Source organism: Sphingobium sp. TomTYG74 (genome assembly GCF_055393875.1).
Genome location: NZ_AP027341.1, coordinates 2,017,133 through 2,038,727, shown reverse-complemented (window position 1 = coordinate 2,038,727; position 21,595 = coordinate 2,017,133). Strand labels below are relative to the sequence as shown.

Here is a 21,595-nt window from a genome sequence, read left to right as displayed (position 1 = left end):
CCCTCCTCATGCACTGGGCGCGTCGATTTCGACGCGCCCTTTTTTTGCTCCAGCCACCGTGCTGGCAGAACATGACATTCCAGGATTGGAACGACGGGCATGAATATGAAATGGGAACATTATGTCGCTGACATGCTGATCGAGCGGCTAAGGCAACATCATGTCGAGCTTCTGACGGGCGAACAGGAAACGATATGCTTCTTCGTCGATCCAACGTCCCCGTCCACTCGCCGCTGGACGGTCAGCGATTATGACAAGGGCGTGGTCGATGGCGCCATTCGCGAACTGCAACACCTCATCCACTCGTCCCCGCTGCTCAAACGTGCCATATTCGATCGACTGTCGGCGTCAGGCAGCGCCGAAGGGGCGGGCCGCCAACGGGTTCGAGGGTAAGCCGCGATGCCCAAAGGTGCATGGCATGTGGAAACCGGAATATTGCGTGCCCGCCAATGGGGATACGCACTGGAGAGACATGACGGCGGCATGTGGCAACTCGACGTGCCAGGATCGGCGCGGCGCTATCTCGGCATGCGCGTGACGGTCGAGGGAAGGCGGTCGGGCTTCGACATGCTGGACGTGCATCGCATTTGGCAGGTCGATGAGCTGGGAAAACGCCCGCTTCGTGGCTGGTCGGCACTATTTCGGCGCTTCAGCCTCGGCTGACGTGGCGGCCTCTAACGGGCGGGTGCAGACCTGGAGAGTTCGCCATCATGCAACAGGAACATCATCAGCACGGCCCCACCATCCGTTCGCCCTGAGCCTGTCGAAGGGTTCTACTTCTTAAAAGGAAGGATAGGGGTCCGACACCAGTTCGAACGGCCAAGCGCAATGTCCTGGTCGCCGTTAAGCCGAAGCTTCGGTCCGATCACCGGAACATATTAACATCCGGCCGAAATCGCCCTCAGGCAGGGAACAACCGCATCAATCGCGCAAGCCCTTGCTTCACGGCCGTTCGCTGCTCCTTTTCCGGCGACGCACCGATCCGCACGACCGTCAGCGCCTGACCCGGCGACACCAATATATATTGCCCCCCATGTCCCACACAGCCGAACAGGCTGCGCGGCGCGTCTCCGGGCATCAGCACGCTTTCCTCGCTTTCGCGGTTCAGCCAGAGATGCGCGCCATAGGCCGCATTGCGCCCTGAAGGCGCACGCATGAAATCGACCCATTTTTCCGGCACGATCTGATGTCCGTTCGGCCCGCGCCCATGGTTGCGCAGCAGTTCGCCAAAACGCGCATAATCGCGCGCCATCATATGCAGGAAACTGCCGCCGATCATCGTGCCAGCGGCGTCATATTCCACCGTCAGGCTCTTGATCCCCGCTGGAATCTTTAGCCGTCCATCGATGAATGTCTGCATTGCCTGCCGCCGTGCATCCGGATCGCGATTGCTGGTCAGCATCCGCGCCATCAGGTCGCCCAGAATCAATGTATTGCCGGTCGAATAGGAAAAGCGCGACCCCGGCGCATGCGCCAGCGGCTTCGCTTCGGCAAAGGCGCTCATATCCTGCGCGCCGTCGGTGAACAGCATCCGCACCGTGTCCGCCTCGACCAGCGGCTCGTCATCCTCGACATGGTCCAGCCCTGACGTCATGGCGAGCAATTGCCGCAACGTAATCTTTCCGCGCGGATCGCCCGGCTGACCCCATGCCGCGACCGGCACCGGCGAATCCAGCGCCAGCCGCCCGTCAGCGACCATCAAGCCAACCAGCACCGCCGTCACGCTCTTGCCCATCGACCAGCCGAGCAGCTTGGTCTCCGGCCCGAATCCGGGCGCATAGCGTTCCGCGATGATCTCGCCGCGATGCATGACGATCAGCGCGCGCGTCTCGCCGACATCCTCGTCGCCATCGAACAGGGGATCGATCGCGGCGCGCAAATCCCCTTCATTCACGCCCATATCCGCCGACACGCGATAATCTGTCGCCGGATCGGCGGCGCGCACGGCGAGGCCCCCCGCCAGCGCCAGCAGCGACAAAATGGCAGCGCCTGCGCCAACAGCCTTTACGCTTTTCCGATCGAGCTTCATAAGCCGCGCCCTTAGCACGGCTCATCGGAAAGGGGAGCATGTCCGCACGCCCGAAATGGATTTATGCGCTCGCCGCGATCGTCGCGCTGCTCGTCCTGCTGCTGGCCTGGAACTGGAGCGCCCTGCGCGCCCGCGCCGCCGTGGGTGCGGGCTTCGGCGCGCGCGTCACCTGTTCCTGCCGCTATGTAGAGGGGCGGGCAATGGACAGCTGCAAGGGCGACAAGGAACCCGGCATGACCTTCGTCACCCTCTCCGACGACCCCGAATCGCGCAGCGTCGAAGCCAGCGTCCCCCTCCTTGCCTCTCGTACCGCGCATTACCGCAAGGGCTGGGGCTGCCTCCTCGACCCCATCGACTGATCCGGGTCGCGCTCAAGGCCTAAAGCAAAAGCGTCTGACCCTTCTCTGCAAACCCTCGGCGCCCTCTGCGCCTCCGCGTGAACCCAAAATATTGCCTCGCCAGCCGAACCCGCTACAGCCGCCCCATGCGCCCCGACATTCCAACGCTCCTCCACGACATCTTCGGCTTCCCCGGCTTCCGAGGTGTGCAGGAACAGGTTGTCGGACGCGTCATGGCGGGCCAGCCAACCCTCGCCATTATGCCCACCGGCGCAGGCAAGTCGCTCTGCTACCAGCTGCCCGCCGTCGCTCTCGATGGCTGCTGCGTCGTCATCTCGCCCCTCATCGCCCTGATGCACGACCAGCTTCGCGCGGCGCAGGCGGTCGGCATCCGCGCCGCCAGCCTGACCAGCGTCGATGCCGACTGGCGCGAAACCCAGGACCGGCTGCGGAGCGGCGATCTCGACCTACTCTACGTCGCCCCCGAACGCGCGAGCGGAGAGGGCTTCCGAAGCCTGCTCCGCTCGGCAAAGATCGCCCTTTTCGCCATAGACGAAGCCCATTGCGTCTCCGAATGGGGCCATGATTTCCGCCCCGACTACCGCCTGCTCCGCCCTTTGCTGGACGAGTTTTCCACCGTCCCGCGCCTAGCGCTCACCGCCACCGCCGATCACCACACCCGTGACGACATCCTCGTCCAGCTCGGCATCCCGCGCGAAGGCCTCATCATCGCCGGGTTCGACCGGCCCAACATCCGCTACGCCGTCCACCCCCGCGACGGCCTGCCTCGTCAGCTGTCCGACCTGATCGCCGCCAGCGAAGGCCCCGGCATCGTCTACGCCCCCACGCGCGCGGCCACCGAAAAGCTGGCCGAAACCCTTAGTAAAACCGGCCGCCCAACCCGCGCCTATCATGCCGGGCTCGACCCAGCCGTCCGCGCCGCCAACCAAGCCGCTTTCATCGCCAGTGAAGATATGGTCATGGTCGCGACCATCGCCTTCGGCATGGGCATCGACAAGCCCGACGTCCGCTTCGTCGCCCACGCCGCGCTGCCCAAGTCGATTGAGGGCTATTATCAGGAATCCGGCCGCGCAGGCCGTGACGGCGAACCGGCCGAAGCGCACCTCTTCTGGGGCGCCGACGACTTCGCCCGTGCGCGACAACGCATCACCGAACTGGACCCCACCCGCCAGCAGGGGGAACGCACCCGCATCACCGCTCTGGGCGGCCTCGTTGAAACCGGCACCTGCCGCCGCGCCATCCTGCTCCGCCATTTCGGCGAGCACCCGCCTGCCAGCTGCGGCAATTGCGACAATTGCCTCAATCCTCCGCCCAGCATCGACGCGACCGAAACCGCGCGCAAATATCTGTCCGCCGTCTATCGCACCGGGCAGAGCTTCGGCACTGGCCATATCGAGCAAGTCCTGACCGGCGCCGTCACAGACCGCATCCGCGAGCGCGGCCATGACAAAATTTCCGTCTACGGCATCGTCTTAGGAGAAGAAACAGCGCTGCTCCGCCCCGTATCCCGCGCCCTGCTCGTAAAAGATGCTTTGCAAACTAACGAACATGGCGGCCTCGAACTCGGCCCTGCGGCCCGCCCGATCCTGCGCGGCGAAGAGGAGGTCAGCCTGATCCTCCCCCCACGCCGCGAACGCCGCCGCCGCAGCGCCCGCAACGGCAATCCGGAAAACCCCGTCGGCGATCCGCTGTTCGACGCCCTGCGCACCTGCCGCCGCGAACTCGCGCAGGAACAGGGCGTGCCCCCCTATGTGATCTTCCACGATTCCACCCTGCGCGAAATGGCAGAGCAGCGCCCCGCGAGCCTTGCCGAACTCGGCCACATCAGCGGCATCGGTCAGCGCAAGCTAGACGCATATGGCGACGCCTTCCTGGCCGCGATCCGCCCCTTCCTCTAACTTCCTCGCCCCTTCAGGGGAGAGGATAGGGAGCCTTGCTGCTTTTAAGCAGCTAGGCGAACTTGGAGAGGGGGAGGGGCGGAGTTCTCTCCTCCACACGCTTCCGCCCACCCCAAAACCCCTTGAATCCCTCCCCCCACAAGCGCATGGCTCCCCCACAGAAGGAGTCCCGCCCCATGTTCCGTCAGATCACCCCCAACCTCTACGTCTCCCCCCAGATCAGCGTCGATCAGGTCGAGGAAGCCAAGTCCCTGGGCGTGACCATCATCATCAACAACCGCCCCGATGACGAGGAACCGGGCCAGACCAACGGCGCGGAAATCGAAGCCGCCGCAAAAGCCGCAGGCCTCGCCTACGCCGCTGTCCCCGTCGCCCACGGCGGCTTTGCCCCCTGGCAGCTGGACGGCATGGCCGCCGCACTCGGCGAAGCAGGCGATGGCAAGGTCCTCGCTTATTGCCGATCCGGTACCCGCAGCACGCTCCTTTGGGCACTCACCCGCGCCCGCGCCGGTGATCACCCCGCAGCGCTCAGCGAAAAGGCTGAAGCGGCAGGCTATGACCTCACCCCCATCCGCCAGATCATGGACGCGCTCTCCGCAGGCTGATCTTGTCGACCACAGCCGATCAGTTTGACGCCATCGTCCTCGGCGCTGGCGGAGCGGGCCTCATGTGCGCGGCGGCGGCCGGGCAGCGCGGTAAGCGCCTCCTCGTCCTCGATCACGCCGACCAGCCCGGCAAGAAGATCCTGATCTCCGGCGGCGGCCGCTGCAATTTCACCAACATCCACACCGCGCCAGACCGCTATCTCTCGGCCAACCCCCATTTCGCCAAGTCTGCGCTGGGCCGCTACACGCCTTCGGACTTCCTCGCGCTGGTCGAACGTCACGGCATCGCCTGGCATGAAAAGACGCTGGGCCAGCTTTTCTGCGACCAGTCCGCGCGCCAGATCGTCGCGATGCTACTCGCCGAATGTGAGGCAGGCGGCGTCACCCTCGGCCTCGGCCACCAGCTTGGCCCCATCACCCACGCGGATGGCCGGTTCAGCGTCACTCACGGGGACAAGACCGCACAGGCCCCGGCGCTGGTGATCGCCACCGGCGGCCCGTCCATCCCGCAATTGGGCGCGACCGGCTTCGCCTATGACCTCGCCCGGCAGTTCGGCCTCAAGGTGGTGGAGCCGCGCCCCGCGCTCGTCCCGCTCACCCTCGGCGGCGAAGACATGCTGTTCCGCGAACTTTCCGGCGTTTCGACGCCCGTGATCGCCCGCCACGCCAAGACGGCTTTCCGCGAAGCCGCGCTTCTCACCCATCGCGGCCTGTCTGGACCCGCGATCCTGCAAATATCATCCTACTGGCGTCATGGCGACACGATCGCCCTCGACTTCCTGCCCGACATGCCCGCCAACTGGCTGACGGAAGCCAAACGCCAAAAGCCCCGCACATCGCTGACCGCGCTGCTGCGCGCACAACTCCCCGACCGACTCGCCGACGCCTTGGCCGAACGCCTCGCGCTCGCTGGCGACCTTGGCAACATCGCCGACCGTAAGCTGGAAGAAGCGCAGCGCCGCCTTGCCGCCTGGTCTTTCACCCCAAACGGCACAGAAGGCTTCGCGAAAGCGGAAGTCACGGTCGGCGGCATCTCCACCGCCGAACTTTCCTCGCGCACCATGGAGGCGCGCCGCGTCCCCGGCCTCTACGCCATCGGCGAAGCCGTCGACGTCACCGGCTGGTTAGGCGGCTATAATTTCCAATGGGCATGGGCCAGCGGCTGGGCAGCGGGGCAGGCGATCGCCGAAGGCTAGTTAAATCCGCAACACCTCAATACCGTTCGCCCCTGTCCTGAGCCTGTCGAAAGGCTAGCCCGAACGGGACTGAGTGCTTCAGTTTAAAGGCACTCTACTCTGACCGCCGACCCGCACCTCATCAATAATTCCACTGCACCTGCGTGCGGATCAAATCACCCGTCGCCCGACCCGTGCGGCGTTCATCTGCTTCGGCCCGCTTCATCCGCGCATAGGCCAGCGTGATCTCCAGCGCCTTCCACGGCTGCCATTCCAGCCCCAATTCAAACTCGTCGGTTTCCAGGCGAGGCGCGTTGGTCCCGGCCTTCCACCCGCCACGATAATGCTGCCACCGTCCGTAAGGCATTAGCACCCCGATCGTATCCGTGGGCAGGCGGTACATCATCTGGACATAGCCGCCATTCAGCTTCTTCTTTTCGATCGACTGGCTTACCCGGTCGAACTCCGGCCCCTTGCCCCAATTCCATTCCGCCTGAATGCCGAAGGGCTGGGGATAGAGCATCGCATGGATGCCGACACGATCATCGTCATAGGACTGCTCACTGATAGCGACCGCCGATCCGTTGCGCACTTCCGGCTGGTAGTCGTTCATCATCGCCGATCCGCCGATTTCGAACACCTGATCCTCGAACATGCCGCCCAGACTATCCAGTTCGAACGGCCATGTCGCAAAGGCGACCTTCATCAGCCCGCGATTCTGCTCTGTCTTGTTGATCCCCTGACCATTGAAGACGCCCAGACCGAACGCGCCATAATTGCCGAACAGCTTCTGCCCGTCATGCCCCAGCCGGTCCCAGATCTTCTGGACCGAAGGTGGCGTGAAATAGCCGACGATCCCCAGATCACGCTCGCCCGGCACCGCGCTGTTGATCGCGTCGCTGCGATCGAGCGTCAGGCGATTGGAGGACGACTGCATATTCTCCCAGCCATAGGGCACCTTGGACTGGCCCAGGCGCACGCGGAATGTCTTGGCCTTGTCCAGGAAGATGTCGGCATAGGCGTCGCGCAGTTGCACAAAACCCTCCCGACGCTCGCTGCCAGCCTGATTGTTGACGGCAGCGGAGAAATCGGACTGAAGGTAGAGCGACACGCGATCGGAAATGTCACCCTGAACGACAAGGCGCGTCCGGCGCAGCGAGAAGCTGCTCTTGTCGGAAATTCCGCTGTCATGGACCGAACGCAGCCGCGACTGGCCAGCGGGCGCCGTATCATCGCCCGACAGGAACGCATTATAGCGCATCTGGGTATAGCCGCGCAGCGACAGCCGCTCATACCAGGCCTTCTTCTGTCCGGATGACGATGCCTGGGTGACGACCGGCTGAGTGGGAGCTGCGGCAACAGCTACAGGAGCCGACCCTGCGGCTGGGGCAGGGGCGGCCGAAGTCGGCGCGGACGACGCGTTGCTGGCGGTTTCGGCATTTGTCTTGCTTGCGGCCAATGCGCTGGTCAGTGCTTGCACCTGCGCCTTCAACTCGTCGATCTGCCGCTGCAACGCTTCATTGCTCTGCGCCTGCGCCACTTCCGGCATCAACGCCAGCAGGCTCACCGCCAGAGCCATGTTTTTCATCTTGGAACCTGTCACGGAAGAATCCCCTGTCTCGATCGACGCGGGGGCTATGTCTTTTCGGTGACAATTTAGTGACAGATATCTTTCGCTTACATGACAACGAGCCACTGACGTATTTTTTAACCGTCATCCTAGCGAAGGCTGGTATCTCGTGTCCCAAAGCCGAACAGCGGTGCCCCGGACGAGGAGCGGCGTATCACTCCAGCACCGCATATCATCTTACCGGCGATCGCGGCGTTTCACCCGCACTCGACCGTGACATGCTCCATCCTTGGTAGCGCGCGCACCCGCTGGCGCACTGCGGTGACATCGCCGCCCGGCGCTAGGCTGATGATCGCGGCATGGGCATGCGGCCCGATCCGCCAGACATGCAGGTCATGGATGATCGCGCCCTCTGTCTCCACCAGCGCCTTGATCCGCTTCGTCAACGCCGGTTCGGCGGTATCGAGCAAGATGGCCGATGTGTCCTTCATCAACCCCCAGGCCCAGCGCGCGATCACCACCGCGCCCAATATGCCCACCGCCGGGTCGAGCCACCACCAGCCCATATAGCGCCCGGCCAGCAACGCCGCGATCGCCAGCACGGATGTCAGCGCGTCGGTCAGCACATGCACATAGGCGGCGCGCAGATTATTGTCGGCATGACCCTTTTTATGATCATGTCCATGATCGTGATCCGCAGCATGCTCATGGCCATCATCATGATCATGGCCATGATGATCATGGCTATGGTCATGTCCCAGCAGTAGCGCGCTGATCAGGTTGATGGCCAGGCCAATGACCGCGACCAATGTCGCTTCGCCAAACTTCACAGATACCGGCTCGAAGAAGCGCAGCACCGATTCGACCAGGATGAACAGCGCCGTGACGCCCAGCAGCAGGGCGGATGCAAAGCCCGAAAGGTCGCCGACCTTCCCCGTGCCGAAAGTAAAGCGCGGGTTGCGGGCATGGCGCCGCGCATAGCCATAGGCCGCCGCTGCCACGGCCAGCGCGCCCGCATGGGTCGCCATGTGGAACCCATCGGCCAGCAGGGCCATCGATCCGGTGATCCAGCCAAAGACGATCTCGACCACCATCGTCGCCGCCGTCAGCCACACGACCCACATCGTCCGCCGGGCATTCTGGTCATGGCCCGCGCTCAGGTAGATATGATCGAAATAATGGCTTTCTTCCTCATCCCCGTTTGCGGGGAAGGGGGGCAGCGCCTCGCTTTGGGCCTTTGCTGCGTCATGATCGTGGCTGTGGCCGTGCATCGTCATTTCCCGTACCGCCGGATCAGCTCCAGCATTTCTTCCGCCGCCGCCTGCCGCTCTTCATCGGTCAGGCCGGGGCGAGCGACATGGTCGCGCATATGCTGCTCGATCAGCTCTTCCATCAGGCTGCCGACCGCGCCGCGCACCGAAGCGACCAGCTGCAACGTCTCCGAACAGCCCGCATCTCCTCCCAGCTGCCGCTCGATCGCGCCGACCTGCCCCGCAATGCGCCGCACCCGCGCCAGCAGCTTGTCCCTGTTCTCAACCACATGCATAGGATACCCCCCTATCCTATAGGGGCATTTTCGTCAAACGCTGTCTTTTCGCCAATTGCTTCATTAATTCGCCCTCCCTAACAGGACAGCATGGCCAAGACGTTCGACTGCGACCTAGCGATTCTGGGCGGCGGCCTCTCCGGCGCTCTGACCGCACTAGCTTTCGCCCGCCTTCGCCCCGACGTCGATCTGCTGCTGATCGAACGCGGCCAATCGCTGGGCGGAAACCATCTCTGGTCCTTCTTCGACGGCGATGTCCGCCCCGCCGATCGCTGGCTGGTCGATCCGCTCATCACCCATCGCTGGCCCCAAGGCCATGAGGTTCGCTTTCCCGCCTATCAGCGTCGCCTCGACACCGCCTATAACAGCATCGCCTCCGTTCAGCTTGACGCCCACGCCAACCAGTTGCTCGGCGATCGCGTCCTACTCAACGCCGACGTCACCCACATCACGCCCACCAGCGTCACCCTTGGCGACGGCCGCGATATCCAGGCTCGCGCTGTCCTAGATACTCGCGGCGGCGGCGATATGTCGGCGCTGGAGTGCGGCTGGCAGAAGTTCGTCGGACAGGCCCTTCGCCTAGGCCATCCACACGGCCTGGAGCGCCCCGTGATCATGGACGCGACCGTCGCCCAGATCGACGGCTACCGCTTCATCTATCTCCTCCCTTTCGATGAACGGACCATCTTCGTCGAGGACACCTATTATAGCGACGACCCCGTGCTCGATCTCCCAGCGCTCACCGGCCGGATTGCCGCCTACACGAAAGATCATGGCTGGCAGGTCGAAAAGGTCATCCATCAGGAAAGCGGCGTTCTTCCCGTGGTCCATGGTGGCGACTTGGATCGTTTCTGGCCAGCCGAGGATGAGATTGCCCGCGCAGGCGTTCGCGCCGCATTGTTCCATCCGATGACCGGCTATTCGCTCCCCGATGCGGTCGCCACCGCGCTCTGGCTTGCCGATCAGCCGCTCGAAGACCTTGCTACCACAACCCGCGCCCGCGCGGCGGCGCACTGGCGCGTTGGCGGCTATTACCGGCTGCTCGGCAAGATGCTCTTTCGCGCGGCCCGGCCGGACCAGCGATGGCGCGTGTTCGAGCGCTTCTATCGGCTCAATCCCCATCTGGTCGGCCGCTTCTATGCGGGCCGTTCGACCTGGGCCGATCGCATCCGCATCTTGTGTGGACGCCCGCCGGTGCCCATAAGGAGCGCCATGCGAGCACTGTTGACCCCCTCCGCCTGATGAACCGCAAAGCGATAATCATAGGGGCGGGCTTTGGTGGCCTCGCTCTTGCCATCCGCCTGCAATCGGCGGGCATCGACACCACATTGGTGGAAGCGCGGGACCGTCCGGGCGGACGCGCCTATATGTGGGAGAAGGACGGCTTCGTCTTCGACGCAGGCCCGACCGTCATCACCGATCCCGATTGCCTTGCAGAGCTCTGGCGCCTGTCCGGCCATGACATGGCGGAAGATGTCAGCCTGGTCCCGGTCACCCCCTTTTACCGGCTCAACTGGCGCGACGGCACGAACTTCGATTATTCCAACGACGAAAATAGCCTGCGAGCGCAGATCGCGAAGCTGAACCCACAGGATGTCGCCGGGTATCAGCGGTTTCTCGACTATGCTGACGGCGTGTATGAGGAAGGCTATCGCAAGCTCGGCTCGGTGGCTTTCCTCGACTTCGCCTCCATGATCCGCGCTGCCCCAGCACTGGCAAAGCATCAAGCATGGCGTTCGGTCTATTCGATCGTCTCTTCCTATGTGAAGGACGAAAGGCTGCGCCAGGCGCTTTCCTTCCACACGCTTCTGGTCGGCGGCAATCCGATGCAGACCAGCGCGATCTATGCGCTGATCCACAAGCTGGAAAAGGATGGCGGCGTCTGGTTCGCCAAGGGCGGCACGAACCGCCTGGTGCAAGGCATGGCAACGCATTTCGAGCGGCTCGGCGGTACGCTGCGCCTCGCCGACCCGGTCGTGCGCATCGAGACGCATGGCGATCGCGCGGTCGCTGTCTCAACCGCCTCGGGATGGCGGGGGGAGGCCGATGCGGTCGCCACGAACGGCGACCTCATGCATAGCTATCGGGACCTTCTCGGCCATCACCCAAGGGGGCAGAAACAGGCGGAGAGCCTCGCGAGAAAGCGCTGGTCCCCCAGCCTGTTCGTGCTGCATTTTGGCATCAAGGGCAGTTGGCCCGGCATCCCCCACCATATGATCCTGTTCGGTCCGCGCTATGAAGGGTTGCTGACTGACATCTATGATCACGGCGTGCTGCCGCAGGATTTCTCGCTCTACCTGCACCACCCGACCGTCACCGATCCGTCGATGGCGCCGGACGGTCATTCAACCTTTTACGCTCTCGCGCCCGTGCCGCACATGGGCAAGCTGCCGATCGATTGGAAGCAGTTTGGCCCCGTCTATGCGGAGCGCATCCTTGACGAGATCGAACATCGCCTGATCCCCGACATCCGGTCTCGCATCGTCACGCAATTCCACTATGCGCCGCCCGATTTCCAGAACGACCTGGCCGCGCATCTCGGCAGCGCCTTCAGCCTTGAGCCGTTGTTGACGCAAAGCGCCTGGTTCCGTGCCCATAATCGTGATGACGTGATCCCGAACCTGTATCTCACTGGCGCGGGGACCCATCCGGGGGCGGGCATCCCTGGCGTCGTCGGTAGCGCCAAGGCGACCGCCGCCCTGATGCTCGAAGACCTGCTATGAAGCGGCTGGCCGTCTATTGTGGATCGGCTTTACCTGCTGATCCGGTCTATGTGGAATCCGCTCGCCAAGTCGGCCGCACGCTTGCTGGGCGGGGCATTGGGGTCGTCTATGGCGGCGGACGGCTGGGTTTAATGGGCGCGGTGGCCGATGCCGCGCTCGAGGCCGGGGGCGAGGTGATCGGCGTCATCCCGGAAGCTCTGGTACGGGCGGAGGTCGCGCATCAGGGCTGCACCGAGCTTCATGTCGTCCAGACCATGCATCAGCGCAAGGCACTCTTCACGGATCTGTCTGACGGCTTCATCACGCTGCCCGGCGGCGTTGGCACCATGGACGAGTTATGGGAGGCGATCAGCTGGGCGCAACTGGGTTATCATGCCAAGCCCGTTGGCCTGTTGAATGTGTCGAGCTTCTATGACCAGCTCATCGCCTTCAACCGGCATATGATCGACACCGGCTTCATCCGGCCGCAACATGCTGACATCCTGGTCCATGCCGACTCGATTGAGGCGTTGCTCGATAAAATGGCAGCCTATCAGGCGCACGAGCCGATCTTTTCGATGACGGCCGACAGGCTCTAATTCGTGCCACGCTTGCGGAGGCCATCGGCGCGAGGCATGGCCGCAATGTGAACATCCTCGATCGCACCGCCCTCGTCACCCATGCCCGCGAAAGTATCGCGCGGGGCTCCAAATCCTTCGCCTTGGCATCGAAGCTGTTTGACCGGCAAACGCGTGAGCGCGCCTGGCTTCTCTACGCATGGTGCCGCAAGTGCGACGATATCGCCGACGGGCAGGATCATGGTGGCGTAATGAGAGGCGTGGCCGATGGAGAGGCCCGTCTTGCCAGCATGCGCGCGCTGACCGATGCCGTCCTGCGCGGAGAGTTCACGGGCGATCCCGCCTTCGACGGCTTTGGCGTGGTGATGCGTGAATGCGCAATTCCGGCACGCTATGCGCATGACCTGATCGCAGGGTTCGCGCTTGATGCTGAAGATTGGCGGCCTCAGAGCGAAGCGGACATGCTGCGCTATTGCTATCATGTCGCCGGAGCCGTCGGTTGCATGATGGCGGTGCTGATGGGGGTTGACCCGGCGGATGAAGCGACGCTGGATCGTGCGTGTGATCTGGGCTTGGCGTTCCAGCTCGCCAACATTGCGCGCGACATTGGTGAGGATCAGGCGGCGGGACGCTGCTACCTGCCCCAGCAATGGCTGGCGGAGATGCACATTCCTTCGGGCAGGCATATGGAGCCAGGCTTCCGTCCGCAGCTAGTGATATTGGCGCGGCGTCTCGCCGGGCTGGCCGCGGATTATGAGGCGAGCGCGCGGCATGGCACCGGCGCCTTGCCGAGCCGCTCCGCCTGGGCGGTTCTGGCCGCAGCGGGCATTTATGGCGATATCGCTCGCGAAGTGGATCGACGGGGCGGTCATGCCTGGGACGATCGCGTGGTGACGCCGAAGAGTGAAAAGCTGGGCTGGGTGTTCCGGGCGGGGTTGCAGGTCGTGGCCCGATCCCGCCGCTGGCCTTTATCGATGCCCCGACCGCCACATCTCTGGACTCGGCCAAAGGGCTGACATCCAAAAAAAGGACCGATACTTTCGTACCGGTCCCGAGGCGTGTTCGCAGGAGGAACATCGTGTGGCGGGCGGGCCGTTCTTTCCGGCCCGCCCTGCCTAAAGAGTGATCAGGCGTTGTAGGCGCGTTCGCCATGCTCCCCGAGGTCGAGACCTTCCTGTTCGACTTCGCGGCTGACACGCAGGCCGGTCACGGCCTTGGCGATGAAGATGGCGATCGCAGTACCGATCGACGCCCAGACGATGGTGGTGGCAGTAGCGAGAAGCTGCGTCACAAGCTGGCTGCTCATCGAGAAGTCAGCGCCGCCGGGGCCGCCCAGCGACGGCGAGTAGACGATGCCGGTGCCGATCGCGCCGATCATGCCGCCGATGCCGTGGATGCCGAACGCATCAAGCGAGTCGTCATAGCCGAGCTTCGGCTTGAGGACGGTCACCATGTAGAAGCAGACGATCGAAGCCACTGCGCCGAGCACGATGGCGCCGAACGGGCCAGCATTGCCAGCGGCGGGGGTGACGGCGACGAGGCCAGCGATGATGCCCGAGCAGAAGCCGAGGGCCGAACCCTTGTGGCCGTTGACGCGCTCGGCGATCATCCAGAACAGGCCGCCCGCAGCGGTGGCGACGAAGGTGTTGATCATCGCCAGTGCAGCCGAACCATTGGCTTCCAGCGCCGAACCTGCGTTGAAACCAAACCAGCCAACCCACAGCAGGCCAGTGCCAACACCAGTCAGCGTCAGCGAGTGTGGCGGCATGGGTTCCTTGGGGAAGCCCATGCGCTTGCCCAGGATGAGGCAGGCGACGAGCGCAGACACGCCAGCGTTGATGTGCACCACGGTGCCGCCAGCGAAGTCCAGTGCGCCCATTTCGAAGAACAGGCCGCCCGCTGCCCAAACCATGTGGGCGATCGGGAAATAGACGATCGTCAGCCAGACCGCTGCGAACACCATGACCGCAGAGAACTTGATGCGCTCGACGACCGAACCCAGCACCAGCGCAACGGTAATCGCGGCGAAGGTCATCTGGAAGCTGACGAACACATATTCAGGGATGACGACGCCGTCAGTGAAGGTCGCCGCTGTCGAATCCGGCGTAATGCCCTTCAGGAACACCTTCGACAGGTCGGAGATGAAACCGTTGCTGGGACCCGCGAACGCCAGACTGTAGCCGTAGGTCACCCAGATCAGCATCGCGAGGCACGCGACCGCGCCGATCTGCGTCATGACGGACAGCATGTTCTTCGTGCGGACCAGGCCGCCGTAGAAGAGAGCCAGGCCCGGCAAGATCATGGCCAGCACCAGGACGGTGGAGGTCATCATCCAGGCGGTGTCGCCCTTGTCAGGTGTCGGCGCGACGGCCGCTGCCACCTCTTGTGCCCAAGCGGGCAGCGCGGCGAACAGGGAGAGCCCGGTCGCCCCCATTACGCCGCAGAATTTCTTGGAAAAGGTCATCATTCCCCCCTTCTTACAGCGCGGTTTCGCCGGTCTCGCCGGTGCGGATGCGCACGGCCTGACCGACATCAAGGACGAAGATCTTACCATCGCCGATTGCGCCGGAATTGGCCGCGGTCTGGACCGCTTCGACTACGCGCGGTGCGAGATCGTCATCGCAGACGACCTCGATCTTGATTTTCGGAACCATGTTCGTGGAATATTCGGCGCCCCGGTAGATTTCGGTTTGCCCCTTCTGGCGGCCGAAGCCCTTCACCTCGGACACCGTCATGCCGGCGATGCCTAGCGAGGAGAGTGCCTCGCGGACATCGTCAAGCTTGAACGGCTTGATGATAGCCATGACAAGTTTCATGTCGCCCCCTGTTAATGGTGTGCGGCGACATTCCAGCAAGAGGCGTGCCAATTGATCAGCGCCGTTCAAAAGCGGGCTTTTTAGATGGGCCTTAAGCACTGTCCGCCAAAAAAATGGGCAGTCTGCCTGCGCTGCCCAAAAATTGGGCAGCCCTTGACTACCAGTCGGCCGTCATGCGGACGGTGTCTTCTTCCTCCGGCAAAGTGGGCCGCCCGAGCGCAGCGTTTCGATGCGGGAACCGGCCGAAACGGGCAATAACGTCGTGATGCTGACGGGCATATTCCAAGGACCGCGCATCGCCTGCTGCCTCGAACAGGCTGAGTGACAGCTTCTGATCTTCGATATCCTCGCTATGCTGGAACGGCATGTAGAAAAACCTGCGGCCCCCGCCGCCAATCTGGATGTCATAACCATGGGCAATTGCGCCGCGCGCAACGGTTCGAGCGAGTTCGTCAGTTTTAAAAGCCTCGGCGGTGCCGCGGAACATATTACGCGGCAATTGATCGAATAGCAGGACTGCCGCCAATGCGTCGTCAGCCCGATCAAGGAATGTTTCCGCACCTAAAGCCCGCTTTTCTTCCCACAGCTGACAAAAGCGCGCCGCGCACTGTTGGTCCAGCTTTGGATCATGCTTCCACCAGTCCTCTTCCCCCACCTGATTGAACCAAAAGTCCAGCAGGGCAGCTGCCCAATCGGCGGTCACGGCATCATGGCTGTCCGTAAGCATGTTCATACAAGGAAAAAGAAGCAGTGGGCCGCAGGTTCCGCAGCCCATGGCGCCAGTATATCAGGTCGCCGTGCCGCCGACCGTCAGCCCTTCGATCAGTAGGGTCGGCTGCCCGACGCCCGCCGGAACGCTCTGTCCACCCTTACCGCACATGCCGATGCCTTCATCCAGAGCCCAGTCGTTGCCGATGCCGACCACCTTGGTCAGGGCTGTTGGTCCATCGCCTATCAGTGTCGCACCCTTGATTGGGTCGCCCAGCTTTCCATTCTCGACCTTGTAGGCCTCGGTGCAGGAAAAGACGAATTTGCCTGAGACGATATCGACCTGGCCTCCGCCAAAACTCTTGGCGAAGATGCCGGAACCCATGCGGGACAGCAATTCCTCCGGATCATCATGGCCGCCTTTGATGAATGTGTTGGTCATGCGCGGCATCGGCGCATGGGCATAGCTTTCGCGACGCCCGTTGCCCGTGGGCTGCACGCCCATAAGCCGGGCGTTGAGGCGATCCTGCATATAGCCTTTAAGGATGCCATCCTCGATGAGCACATTCTCTCGTGTGGGCGTGCCTTCGTCATCGATCGAGAGCGATCCACGGCGGCTGAGGATCGATCCGTCATCCACCACCGTGACGCCGGGAGCCGCGACACGCTCACCGATCCGGCCGGAAAAGGCGCTCGTACCCTTGCGGTTGAAATCGCCTTCAAGCCCGTGGCCGATCGCCTCATGCACCAGTACGCCCGGCCAGCCCGGCCCCAGCAGCACCGTCATTTCGCCCGCAGGCGCAGCGACCGACCGCATGTTAACTTGCGCCTGCGCCAGCGCCTCGTCGATGGCACGGTTCCAGATCGCGGAATCCATCACCTGATCGTAGAGATAACGTCCGCCGATACCGAAACTGCCGGTTTCGCGGCGGCCATTTTCTTCCAGGATCAGGGACACGTTCAACCGCACCAGTGGCCGGATGTCGGTGGCGGTAAAGCCATCGGCACGGACGATTTCCACGACCGACCAGCTCCCGGCCAGACTGACCGAAACCTGCGCAACACGGGGATCGCGCGCACGCGCCGCCGCATCAATGGTAGCGCACAGCGTCACCTTCTCAGCGAACGGGACGATGTCCAGAGGGTTGGCGTCTGTATAGAGATGCCTGTTGGTCCGCTGTGGCGGCGGAGCGGGCTGGCCCTTGGCCGGGTCCAATAAGGTCAGTGTTTCGGCCGCCCGGCGGATCGCCGCTTCGCTGATATCATTGGCATGGGCAAAGCCGGTCATCTCGCCCGACACGCCGCGCAGGCCAAAGCCCGCATCGGTCGAATAGTCGGCGGTTTTCAGCCTTCCATCGTCGAACCCGAAACTCTCGCTGGCCCGATATTGCAGATAGAGCTCGCCATCATCACAATTGGCGAGCGCCTGCGCCGTCAGCCGCTGCGCGCCATCGGGATCAAGCAAGCCCGGCCGGTAGAGAAGGCCGCGCGCGTCGGTGAACTGGGAAGAGATGTCAGTCATGCCGCCCGATATAGGAGCGACACAGCCCAAGCCCAATCAAATTCGAAGGGCGCTTCTTTAGATGCTCGCGCCGGACGAAATGTCGGGCAGGCCCGCAACTTCCGGTGTATCCGCAGGACCGCCAATCAGGACGAAGCGCTTGTCGCAATAACCGCAATCGACATAGCCATGTTCGTCAATCTCGAGGAACACGCGCGGGTGGCCCAGAGCAGCGGGAATGTCGCCCGACCCGTCGCACGCAACGCGGGGCTTGGTGACTCGAAGAATTTCAGGCGGCTGTATCATGATGGCGTCGATTAGCAGCGGCTCCATCGCACCGCAATATCCGGCATGGCTTTCTGGCAGCATAAGGGGTGGTGGGCGATGACGGGCTCGAACCGCCGACATTCTCGGTGTAAACGAGACGCTCTACCAACTGAGCTAATCGCCCGATACCGCATCCATGCCGGTGCAGCCGGAGCGCGCTATCTAGGCCAATCAGCGCGCGGGTCAAGCGTTGATGATCAACGAGTCACGCACAAAGAAAACGGCGGCTTGCCATGAACCAGCGTGTCAGGGCTTGGGCCGTCTCTTCCGCAAGGGCGATGAAGACACGGCGGCCATCATGCGGATCCGCCTGGCGATGCACGATGCCCTTGTCTGTCAACGTTCGAATCCAGCGCAGCGCTGTGGTGGGCGGCACTGCCGACGCGATGCACAGGCTGGAAACGGAGACGCGCTCTTGCTCCAGACGCGCGGCCAGCAGATCCAGCAGCATGTCCCATGCCGGATCGGCAAACAGTTCGCCGGGCAGGAAATCCTCGCGCAGCCGCCGCGCACGCAGCATGTCCCGCACCTGCGCGGCACCCAGTGCTACTTCGTCGGTGGCGGTTGGCTGACCACCCATCGGCTCGACGGTGGGCATGCCGATATAATCGCTTGCCCGATCGGAAATGCGGGGGCCCAGTGCGAAGGAGGGGGTCGCATGGCGCGGCCGTGATGTCAGCGCCTCCAGCGTCCGCGCAAGGCGGCTGACCTCTTCGCTCAGCTGTTGCAGGCGGACGCCCTCGCTTTCCTGATTGACCTCATGAACCGTGCGCTGCGGCGTCGCTCCACCCACAGTCAGCAAAGCGGCGGCGAGGTCGGTGTGATCCGGCGTGCAGAGCAGTTGTGTACGATCGCTCCGCATGCAGGCGAAGGCAAGGTCGACCGTGTCGAGACCGGCAACCAGGATGACGGACATGTCATTCTGAACCGCCAGCGTCTCTACCTGCACCAGCAATCTCTCGAGCAATGCGGACGGGTTTGTGCAGAAGAGCAGGATGACGTCGCACCCGATCTGCATGTCGAGCCGCAGCATCGCCTGATCCAGCGGCACGGTATCGAGGAGCCGAAACTGGGCGGCCTCTGCCAGTCCTGCGACATCGTCCAGAAAGACATCGTCAGCCAGAATGAGGAGCCCCGCGCGAGGGTCTCTTATCCCATAAATTTCCTCGCTGCTGGATCCAAATTCAGTCCGGGGGCGATCCATTTCCACCTGTTACTCCTGTCCCTGCTTTGTTCCGACCCTATCGCAATATCGCGGCGGCGCGCCTGCTCTTTCCTCCGGATTGGACATGCCAGCTCCCCTTCATTGACCGATAATCCTGCTGACCCGCCCCATTTCACGAGGCTCGGCTCTCGCTGCCGCCAAAATGGTTTGGCTTTTCGCCGAAATGGCGGGAGGCGATGGAGGAGAGGCGGCACATCCAAAATGGATGTTGTTATCCTTAGTTGCTGCTTCAGACTGCCGTCCGGCGCGCAAAATCGATGTAGAGCTGGCGTAGCCGGGTGGCGACCGGGCCGGGAGTGCCATCGCCGATCTTGGTCCCATCGATACGCACGACCGCTTGGCAGAGCGTCGATGCACTTGTGATGAAGGCTTCGCGGGCTTCCTTCGCTTCCGCCACGGAAAAGGCGCGGTGGACGACGCTGAGGCCACTCTCCTCGGCTAGCGCAGTGAGTGCGGCGCCGGTGCATCCGGCAAGCACGGCCTGTGAATAGGGGCGGGTGATGATGCCTTCATCCGTAACCAGAAAGGCCGTGGAAGAGGCGCCTTCGGTGATGAAGCCGTCCTCCACCATCCAGGCTTCCTGTGCGCCCGCCTCGGCTGCGATCTGTTTTGCCATGGCTTGGGCCAACAGACCAACACTCTTGATATCGCGCCGCGCCCACCGCAGGTCGGGCGTCGTGACAACCGCAATGCCGTTCTGCACAGCGGGGGACTCAAGAAAGCGCTTGGCCTGCGTGAACATGACAAGCGTTGGCTGCAAAGCCGACGATGGCAGGAAGTCGCGCCCTGCGTCAGCGCCCCCCGTCAGTTGCAGATAGATCAAGCCCTCATCAAGGCCATTGCGCGCCGCCAATTCCTTCTGCACCGTTTCAATCTCGGCAAGCGGGACGGGAAGGCTTAGCCCGATCGCCGCCGCCGAACGTTCAAGCCGGATTAAATGCGACGCGCTGTCGATCAGTCTGCCATCAAGGACGGCCGTCACCTCGTAAACGGCCTCGGCGAACAGAAAGCCGCGATCAAGCACCGAGACCCGCGCTTCGGCGAGCGGCAGGAACTGGCCATTGTGATAGGCGATGGACATGAAGCGCTGAATCCTCCGGCGTGAACATCCGCGATGTTGCCGGGGCAGGATCGTCGGTCAAGCAATGATCATCGGCTTAGCGTCTTTACCCGCTCTCCTATCTCTCGCAAATCTTCGACGAAGCGCGCTCGCTCGGCCGCCTTTCGCGCTTCATCGGGTAGGCGCAGCAGGAAACTGGGGTGCACGGTTACCCAAGCCTCGGTGCCATTCTCAAGCGGAATCGGCGCACCTCGTGTCCGGCTGATCGTCACGGTTTTGCCCAATATAGCGCGTGCGGCAGTTGCGCCCAGAGCGACGACGACGCGCGGGCGAACGAGGTCTAGTTCCTGATCCAGCCACCAGCGGCAGGCAGTAATCTCAGGCGTGTCCGGCGTCTGGTGGATGCGCCTCTTGCCCCGCCGCTCATGCTTGAAATGCTTGACGGCGTTCGTGACATAGACGCTCGCGCGATCGATCCGGGCTTCCTCTAACGCCTGGTCGAGCAACTGGCCTGCGGGACCCACGAAGGGGCGTCCGGCAATATCTTCCTGATCGCCCGGCTGTTCTCCCACGAAAACGAGAGGCGCATCAATCGGGCCTTCGCCGAACACAGTCTGGGTGGCGTCGCGATAAAGGGGGCAGCGGGTGCAGCCCATCGCCTCCTCGCGCAATCTGGTCCAGGCAGCAGTCGCGTTGCTGGCGCGGGCAGGGATTTTGGGAGGAGTGGCGATCATGGCCGCTTCCCGTGCCTGCGCCCCGGCAACAAGGTCGGGAATAAGGGCCGCCTCCGGCAGGTTGCGCCAGTATTTCTTGGGCATCTCGGACAGCATGGCCCGCTGTTTAAGCCGGGCGGGGTTGAATGTCGCAGCATAATAGCTTTTCCAGATTTCCTCGACCGGGTCGCCGTCCGGCGCATCTGCCCTTGAAGCGCCGGGACTTTCTTCCAACCTTTCGCCATCCCAATGGATACTAAGCTCGGGCGTCAGGATCGACCAGTGCATCGAGGCGAAACGTCGCACGAAAAACCCCGCATTTGCGCGGACGATATGATGATCAGGCTCGAACCAGGCGACGAAACGGGCTCCGTCATCATCCTGCATTTCGCGGAATCGGACAAAGGCGCGCATCTTATGCATGTCGCGCCGAACCGCTTTTGCCAGCATCTCGACGCGGCGGACCAGGGGATCGGCTTTATCTTCCAGGCGTGCAGGGAATTGCCGCACCTCGATCAAAAGGGCGTAGAGCAAGGCAAAGCGCTCTTCATCCTGATGCAGTATTGCGCTCTCGGCCAATTCCAGAAAGGCGCGCGGCACTGAAAATGCTCCGCCGCTATTTTCCGAAGGCGGCGGATCGAAGGCCAGCAGCGACCCGCCTTCTCCTTCGACCCGCCAATCAATGTCCTGAGCAGGCACGCCAGCCAAAGCGAAGCGACGGGCGGCATCGCGCCACCCGTCGAAATCATCCGGCCTGCTCAGCAGCACCTGATACATGAGAGA

General features: G+C 63.0%; 22 protein-coding genes and 1 tRNA gene. 10 read left to right on the top strand and 13 right to left on the bottom strand.

Annotated elements, in window-relative coordinates; all coding sequences use genetic code 11:
- Nucleotides 1-99: 99 nt before the first annotated feature.
- Both ACZ5TB_RS10340 and ACZ5TB_RS10335 read left to right on the top strand, forming a co-directional pair.
- Nucleotides 100-393 carry a hypothetical protein gene (locus ACZ5TB_RS10340; RefSeq protein WP_464791169.1) on the top strand — a complete coding sequence of 98 codons (294 nt, stop codon included), beginning with the start codon at nucleotides 100-102 and terminating at the stop codon, nucleotides 391-393.
- Between the two features lie 6 nt (nucleotides 394-399).
- Entirely contained in the window at nucleotides 400-663 is a 264-nt protein-coding gene (locus ACZ5TB_RS10335; RefSeq protein ID WP_464791168.1) for a DUF5818 domain-containing protein, read from the top strand.
- A 238-nt stretch (nucleotides 664-901) separates the two neighbouring features.
- Here ACZ5TB_RS10335 and ACZ5TB_RS10330 read toward each other — a convergent pair whose 3' ends face one another.
- Nucleotides 902-2,029 (bottom strand): serine hydrolase domain-containing protein, encoded by a 1,128-nt coding sequence (locus ACZ5TB_RS10330; protein WP_464791167.1) that lies wholly within the window; start codon nucleotides 2,027-2,029, stop codon nucleotides 902-904.
- A gap of 38 nt (nucleotides 2,030-2,067) precedes the next feature.
- Here ACZ5TB_RS10330 and ACZ5TB_RS10325 point away from each other — a divergent pair, with 38 nt between their 5' ends.
- From ACZ5TB_RS10325 to ACZ5TB_RS10310, 4 genes are all read left to right on the top strand, one after another.
- Entirely contained in the window at nucleotides 2,068-2,388 is a 321-nt protein-coding gene (locus tag ACZ5TB_RS10325) for a hypothetical protein (RefSeq protein WP_464791166.1), read from the top strand.
- A 125-nt stretch (nucleotides 2,389-2,513) separates the two neighbouring features.
- Complete coding sequence (recQ, locus tag ACZ5TB_RS10320; protein WP_464791165.1) at nucleotides 2,514-4,286, top strand: DNA helicase RecQ; 1,773 nt, start codon at nucleotides 2,514-2,516, stop codon at nucleotides 4,284-4,286.
- A gap of 176 nt (nucleotides 4,287-4,462) precedes the next feature.
- Entirely contained in the window at nucleotides 4,463-4,891 is a 429-nt protein-coding gene (locus ACZ5TB_RS10315; protein ID WP_464791164.1) for a protein tyrosine phosphatase family protein, read from the top strand.
- A gap of 62 nt (nucleotides 4,892-4,953) precedes the next feature.
- Nucleotides 4,954-6,087 (top strand): BaiN/RdsA family NAD(P)/FAD-dependent oxidoreductase, encoded by a 1,134-nt coding sequence (locus ACZ5TB_RS10310; RefSeq protein WP_464792534.1) that lies wholly within the window; start codon nucleotides 4,954-4,956, stop codon nucleotides 6,085-6,087.
- A 121-nt stretch (nucleotides 6,088-6,208) separates the two neighbouring features.
- Here ACZ5TB_RS10310 and ACZ5TB_RS10305 read toward each other — a convergent pair whose 3' ends face one another.
- The 3 genes from ACZ5TB_RS10305 to ACZ5TB_RS10295 all read right to left on the bottom strand — a co-directional run bounded on the left by ACZ5TB_RS10305 (nucleotide 6,209) and on the right by ACZ5TB_RS10295 (nucleotide 9,182).
- Nucleotides 6,209-7,645 (bottom strand): porin, encoded by a 1,437-nt coding sequence (locus tag ACZ5TB_RS10305; RefSeq protein ID WP_464792533.1) that lies wholly within the window; start codon nucleotides 7,643-7,645, stop codon nucleotides 6,209-6,211.
- A gap of 248 nt (nucleotides 7,646-7,893) precedes the next feature.
- Nucleotides 7,894-8,913 (bottom strand): CDF family Co(II)/Ni(II) efflux transporter DmeF, encoded by a 1,020-nt coding sequence (gene dmeF, locus ACZ5TB_RS10300; RefSeq protein ID WP_464778302.1) that lies wholly within the window; start codon nucleotides 8,911-8,913, stop codon nucleotides 7,894-7,896.
- Nucleotides 8,910-9,182, bottom strand: a complete 273-nt coding sequence (locus ACZ5TB_RS10295; RefSeq protein WP_464778301.1) for a metal/formaldehyde-sensitive transcriptional repressor — start codon at nucleotides 9,180-9,182, stop codon at nucleotides 8,910-8,912. Before ACZ5TB_RS10295 ends, dmeF begins: the two co-directional genes overlap by 4 nt.
- Before the next feature lie 90 nt (nucleotides 9,183-9,272).
- Between ACZ5TB_RS10295 and crtY the strand changes: the two genes are divergently transcribed.
- The 4 genes from crtY (at nucleotide 9,273) to ACZ5TB_RS10275 (ending at nucleotide 13,478) form a co-directional block, all read left to right on the top strand.
- Nucleotides 9,273-10,424: a lycopene beta-cyclase CrtY gene (crtY, locus tag ACZ5TB_RS10290; protein ID WP_464778300.1), complete on the top strand. Its 1,152-nt coding sequence runs from the start codon at nucleotides 9,273-9,275 to the stop codon at nucleotides 10,422-10,424.
- Complete coding sequence (locus ACZ5TB_RS10285) at nucleotides 10,424-11,905, top strand: phytoene desaturase (protein ID WP_464791163.1); 1,482 nt, start codon at nucleotides 10,424-10,426, stop codon at nucleotides 11,903-11,905. Before crtY ends, ACZ5TB_RS10285 begins: the two co-directional genes overlap by 1 nt.
- Nucleotides 11,902-12,483, top strand: a complete 582-nt coding sequence (locus tag ACZ5TB_RS10280) for an LOG family protein (protein ID WP_464791162.1) — start codon at nucleotides 11,902-11,904, stop codon at nucleotides 12,481-12,483. The genes ACZ5TB_RS10285 and ACZ5TB_RS10280 overlap by 4 nt, the downstream gene beginning before the upstream one ends.
- Before the next feature lie 122 nt (nucleotides 12,484-12,605).
- Nucleotides 12,606-13,478, top strand: a complete 873-nt coding sequence (locus ACZ5TB_RS10275) for a phytoene/squalene synthase family protein (RefSeq protein ID WP_464792532.1) — start codon at nucleotides 12,606-12,608, stop codon at nucleotides 13,476-13,478.
- Between the two features lie 110 nt (nucleotides 13,479-13,588).
- On the opposite strand, the gene ACZ5TB_RS10270 is transcribed toward ACZ5TB_RS10275, so the two are convergent.
- The 9 genes from ACZ5TB_RS10270 to ACZ5TB_RS10230 form a co-directional block, all read right to left on the bottom strand.
- The gene (locus tag ACZ5TB_RS10270; protein ID WP_464792531.1) at nucleotides 13,589-14,926 is read right to left on the bottom strand and encodes an ammonium transporter; all 1,338 of its coding nucleotides are present in this window, start codon (nucleotides 14,924-14,926) and stop codon (nucleotides 13,589-13,591) included.
- 13 nt (nucleotides 14,927-14,939) lie between these two features.
- On the bottom strand, nucleotides 14,940-15,278 hold the full coding sequence (locus ACZ5TB_RS10265; RefSeq protein WP_097092464.1) for a P-II family nitrogen regulator: 339 nt from the start codon (nucleotides 15,276-15,278) through the stop codon (nucleotides 14,940-14,942).
- A 157-nt stretch (nucleotides 15,279-15,435) separates the two neighbouring features.
- Nucleotides 15,436-16,011: a DUF924 family protein gene (locus ACZ5TB_RS10260; RefSeq protein ID WP_464791161.1), complete on the bottom strand. Its 576-nt coding sequence runs from the start codon at nucleotides 16,009-16,011 to the stop codon at nucleotides 15,436-15,438.
- A gap of 54 nt (nucleotides 16,012-16,065) precedes the next feature.
- Nucleotides 16,066-17,508 (bottom strand): metalloprotease TldD, encoded by a 1,443-nt coding sequence (tldD, locus tag ACZ5TB_RS10255; protein ID WP_464791160.1) that lies wholly within the window; start codon nucleotides 17,506-17,508, stop codon nucleotides 16,066-16,068.
- Between the two features lie 57 nt (nucleotides 17,509-17,565).
- Nucleotides 17,566-17,793 (bottom strand): zinc-finger domain-containing protein, encoded by a 228-nt coding sequence (locus tag ACZ5TB_RS10250; RefSeq protein ID WP_464792530.1) that lies wholly within the window; start codon nucleotides 17,791-17,793, stop codon nucleotides 17,566-17,568.
- A gap of 69 nt (nucleotides 17,794-17,862) precedes the next feature.
- A tRNA-Val gene (locus ACZ5TB_RS10245) sits at nucleotides 17,863-17,938 on the bottom strand.
- Nucleotides 17,939-18,019: 81 nt separating this feature from the next.
- Nucleotides 18,020-19,018, bottom strand: a complete 999-nt coding sequence (locus tag ACZ5TB_RS10240) for a MarR family transcriptional regulator (RefSeq protein ID WP_464791159.1) — start codon at nucleotides 19,016-19,018, stop codon at nucleotides 18,020-18,022.
- 250 nt (nucleotides 19,019-19,268) lie between these two features.
- A complete protein-coding gene (locus tag ACZ5TB_RS10235; protein ID WP_464791158.1) occupies nucleotides 19,269-20,120 on the bottom strand; it encodes a D-amino-acid transaminase in 852 nt (283 codons plus the stop codon).
- A 68-nt stretch (nucleotides 20,121-20,188) separates the two neighbouring features.
- Complete coding sequence (locus tag ACZ5TB_RS10230) at nucleotides 20,189-21,589, bottom strand: UdgX family uracil-DNA binding protein (protein WP_464791157.1); 1,401 nt, start codon at nucleotides 21,587-21,589, stop codon at nucleotides 20,189-20,191.
- Nucleotides 21,590-21,595 lie beyond the last annotated feature (6 nt).

Bases quoted from the DNA above. Each gene is read 5' to 3' on its own strand.
- ACZ5TB_RS10340 (WP_464791169.1), top strand. From the start codon at position 100: ATGAATATGAAATGGGAACATTATGTCGCTGACATGCTGATCGAGCGG.
- ACZ5TB_RS10335 (WP_464791168.1), top strand. From the start codon at position 400: ATGCCCAAAGGTGCATGGCATGTGGAAACCGGAATATTGCGTGCCCGC.
- ACZ5TB_RS10330 (WP_464791167.1), bottom strand. From the start codon at position 2,029: ATGAAGCTCGATCGGAAAAGCGTAAAGGCTGTTGGCGCAGGCGCTGCC.
- ACZ5TB_RS10325 (WP_464791166.1), top strand. From the start codon at position 2,068: ATGTCCGCACGCCCGAAATGGATTTATGCGCTCGCCGCGATCGTCGCG.
- recQ (WP_464791165.1), top strand. From the start codon at position 2,514: ATGCGCCCCGACATTCCAACGCTCCTCCACGACATCTTCGGCTTCCCC.
- ACZ5TB_RS10315 (WP_464791164.1), top strand. From the start codon at position 4,463: ATGTTCCGTCAGATCACCCCCAACCTCTACGTCTCCCCCCAGATCAGC.
- ACZ5TB_RS10310 (WP_464792534.1), top strand. From the start codon at position 4,954: ATGTGCGCGGCGGCGGCCGGGCAGCGCGGTAAGCGCCTCCTCGTCCTC.
- ACZ5TB_RS10305 (WP_464792533.1), bottom strand. From the start codon at position 7,645: ATGGCTCTGGCGGTGAGCCTGCTGGCGTTGATGCCGGAAGTGGCGCAG.
- dmeF (WP_464778302.1), bottom strand. From the start codon at position 8,913: ATGACGATGCACGGCCACAGCCACGATCATGACGCAGCAAAGGCCCAA.
- ACZ5TB_RS10295 (WP_464778301.1), bottom strand. From the start codon at position 9,182: ATGCATGTGGTTGAGAACAGGGACAAGCTGCTGGCGCGGGTGCGGCGC.
- crtY (WP_464778300.1), top strand. From the start codon at position 9,273: ATGGCCAAGACGTTCGACTGCGACCTAGCGATTCTGGGCGGCGGCCTC.
- ACZ5TB_RS10285 (WP_464791163.1), top strand. From the start codon at position 10,424: ATGAACCGCAAAGCGATAATCATAGGGGCGGGCTTTGGTGGCCTCGCT.
- ACZ5TB_RS10280 (WP_464791162.1), top strand. From the start codon at position 11,902: ATGAAGCGGCTGGCCGTCTATTGTGGATCGGCTTTACCTGCTGATCCG.
- ACZ5TB_RS10270 (WP_464792531.1), bottom strand. From the start codon at position 14,926: ATGACCTTTTCCAAGAAATTCTGCGGCGTAATGGGGGCGACCGGGCTC.
- ACZ5TB_RS10265 (WP_097092464.1), bottom strand. From the start codon at position 15,278: ATGAAACTTGTCATGGCTATCATCAAGCCGTTCAAGCTTGACGATGTC.
- ACZ5TB_RS10260 (WP_464791161.1), bottom strand. From the start codon at position 16,011: ATGAACATGCTTACGGACAGCCATGATGCCGTGACCGCCGATTGGGCA.
- tldD (WP_464791160.1), bottom strand. From the start codon at position 17,508: ATGACTGACATCTCTTCCCAGTTCACCGACGCGCGCGGCCTTCTCTAC.
- ACZ5TB_RS10250 (WP_464792530.1), bottom strand. From the start codon at position 17,793: ATGATACAGCCGCCTGAAATTCTTCGAGTCACCAAGCCCCGCGTTGCG.
- ACZ5TB_RS10240 (WP_464791159.1), bottom strand. From the start codon at position 19,018: ATGGATCGCCCCCGGACTGAATTTGGATCCAGCAGCGAGGAAATTTAT.
- ACZ5TB_RS10235 (WP_464791158.1), bottom strand. From the start codon at position 20,120: ATGTCCATCGCCTATCACAATGGCCAGTTCCTGCCGCTCGCCGAAGCG.
- ACZ5TB_RS10230 (WP_464791157.1), bottom strand. From the start codon at position 21,589: ATGTATCAGGTGCTGCTGAGCAGGCCGGATGATTTCGACGGGTGGCGC.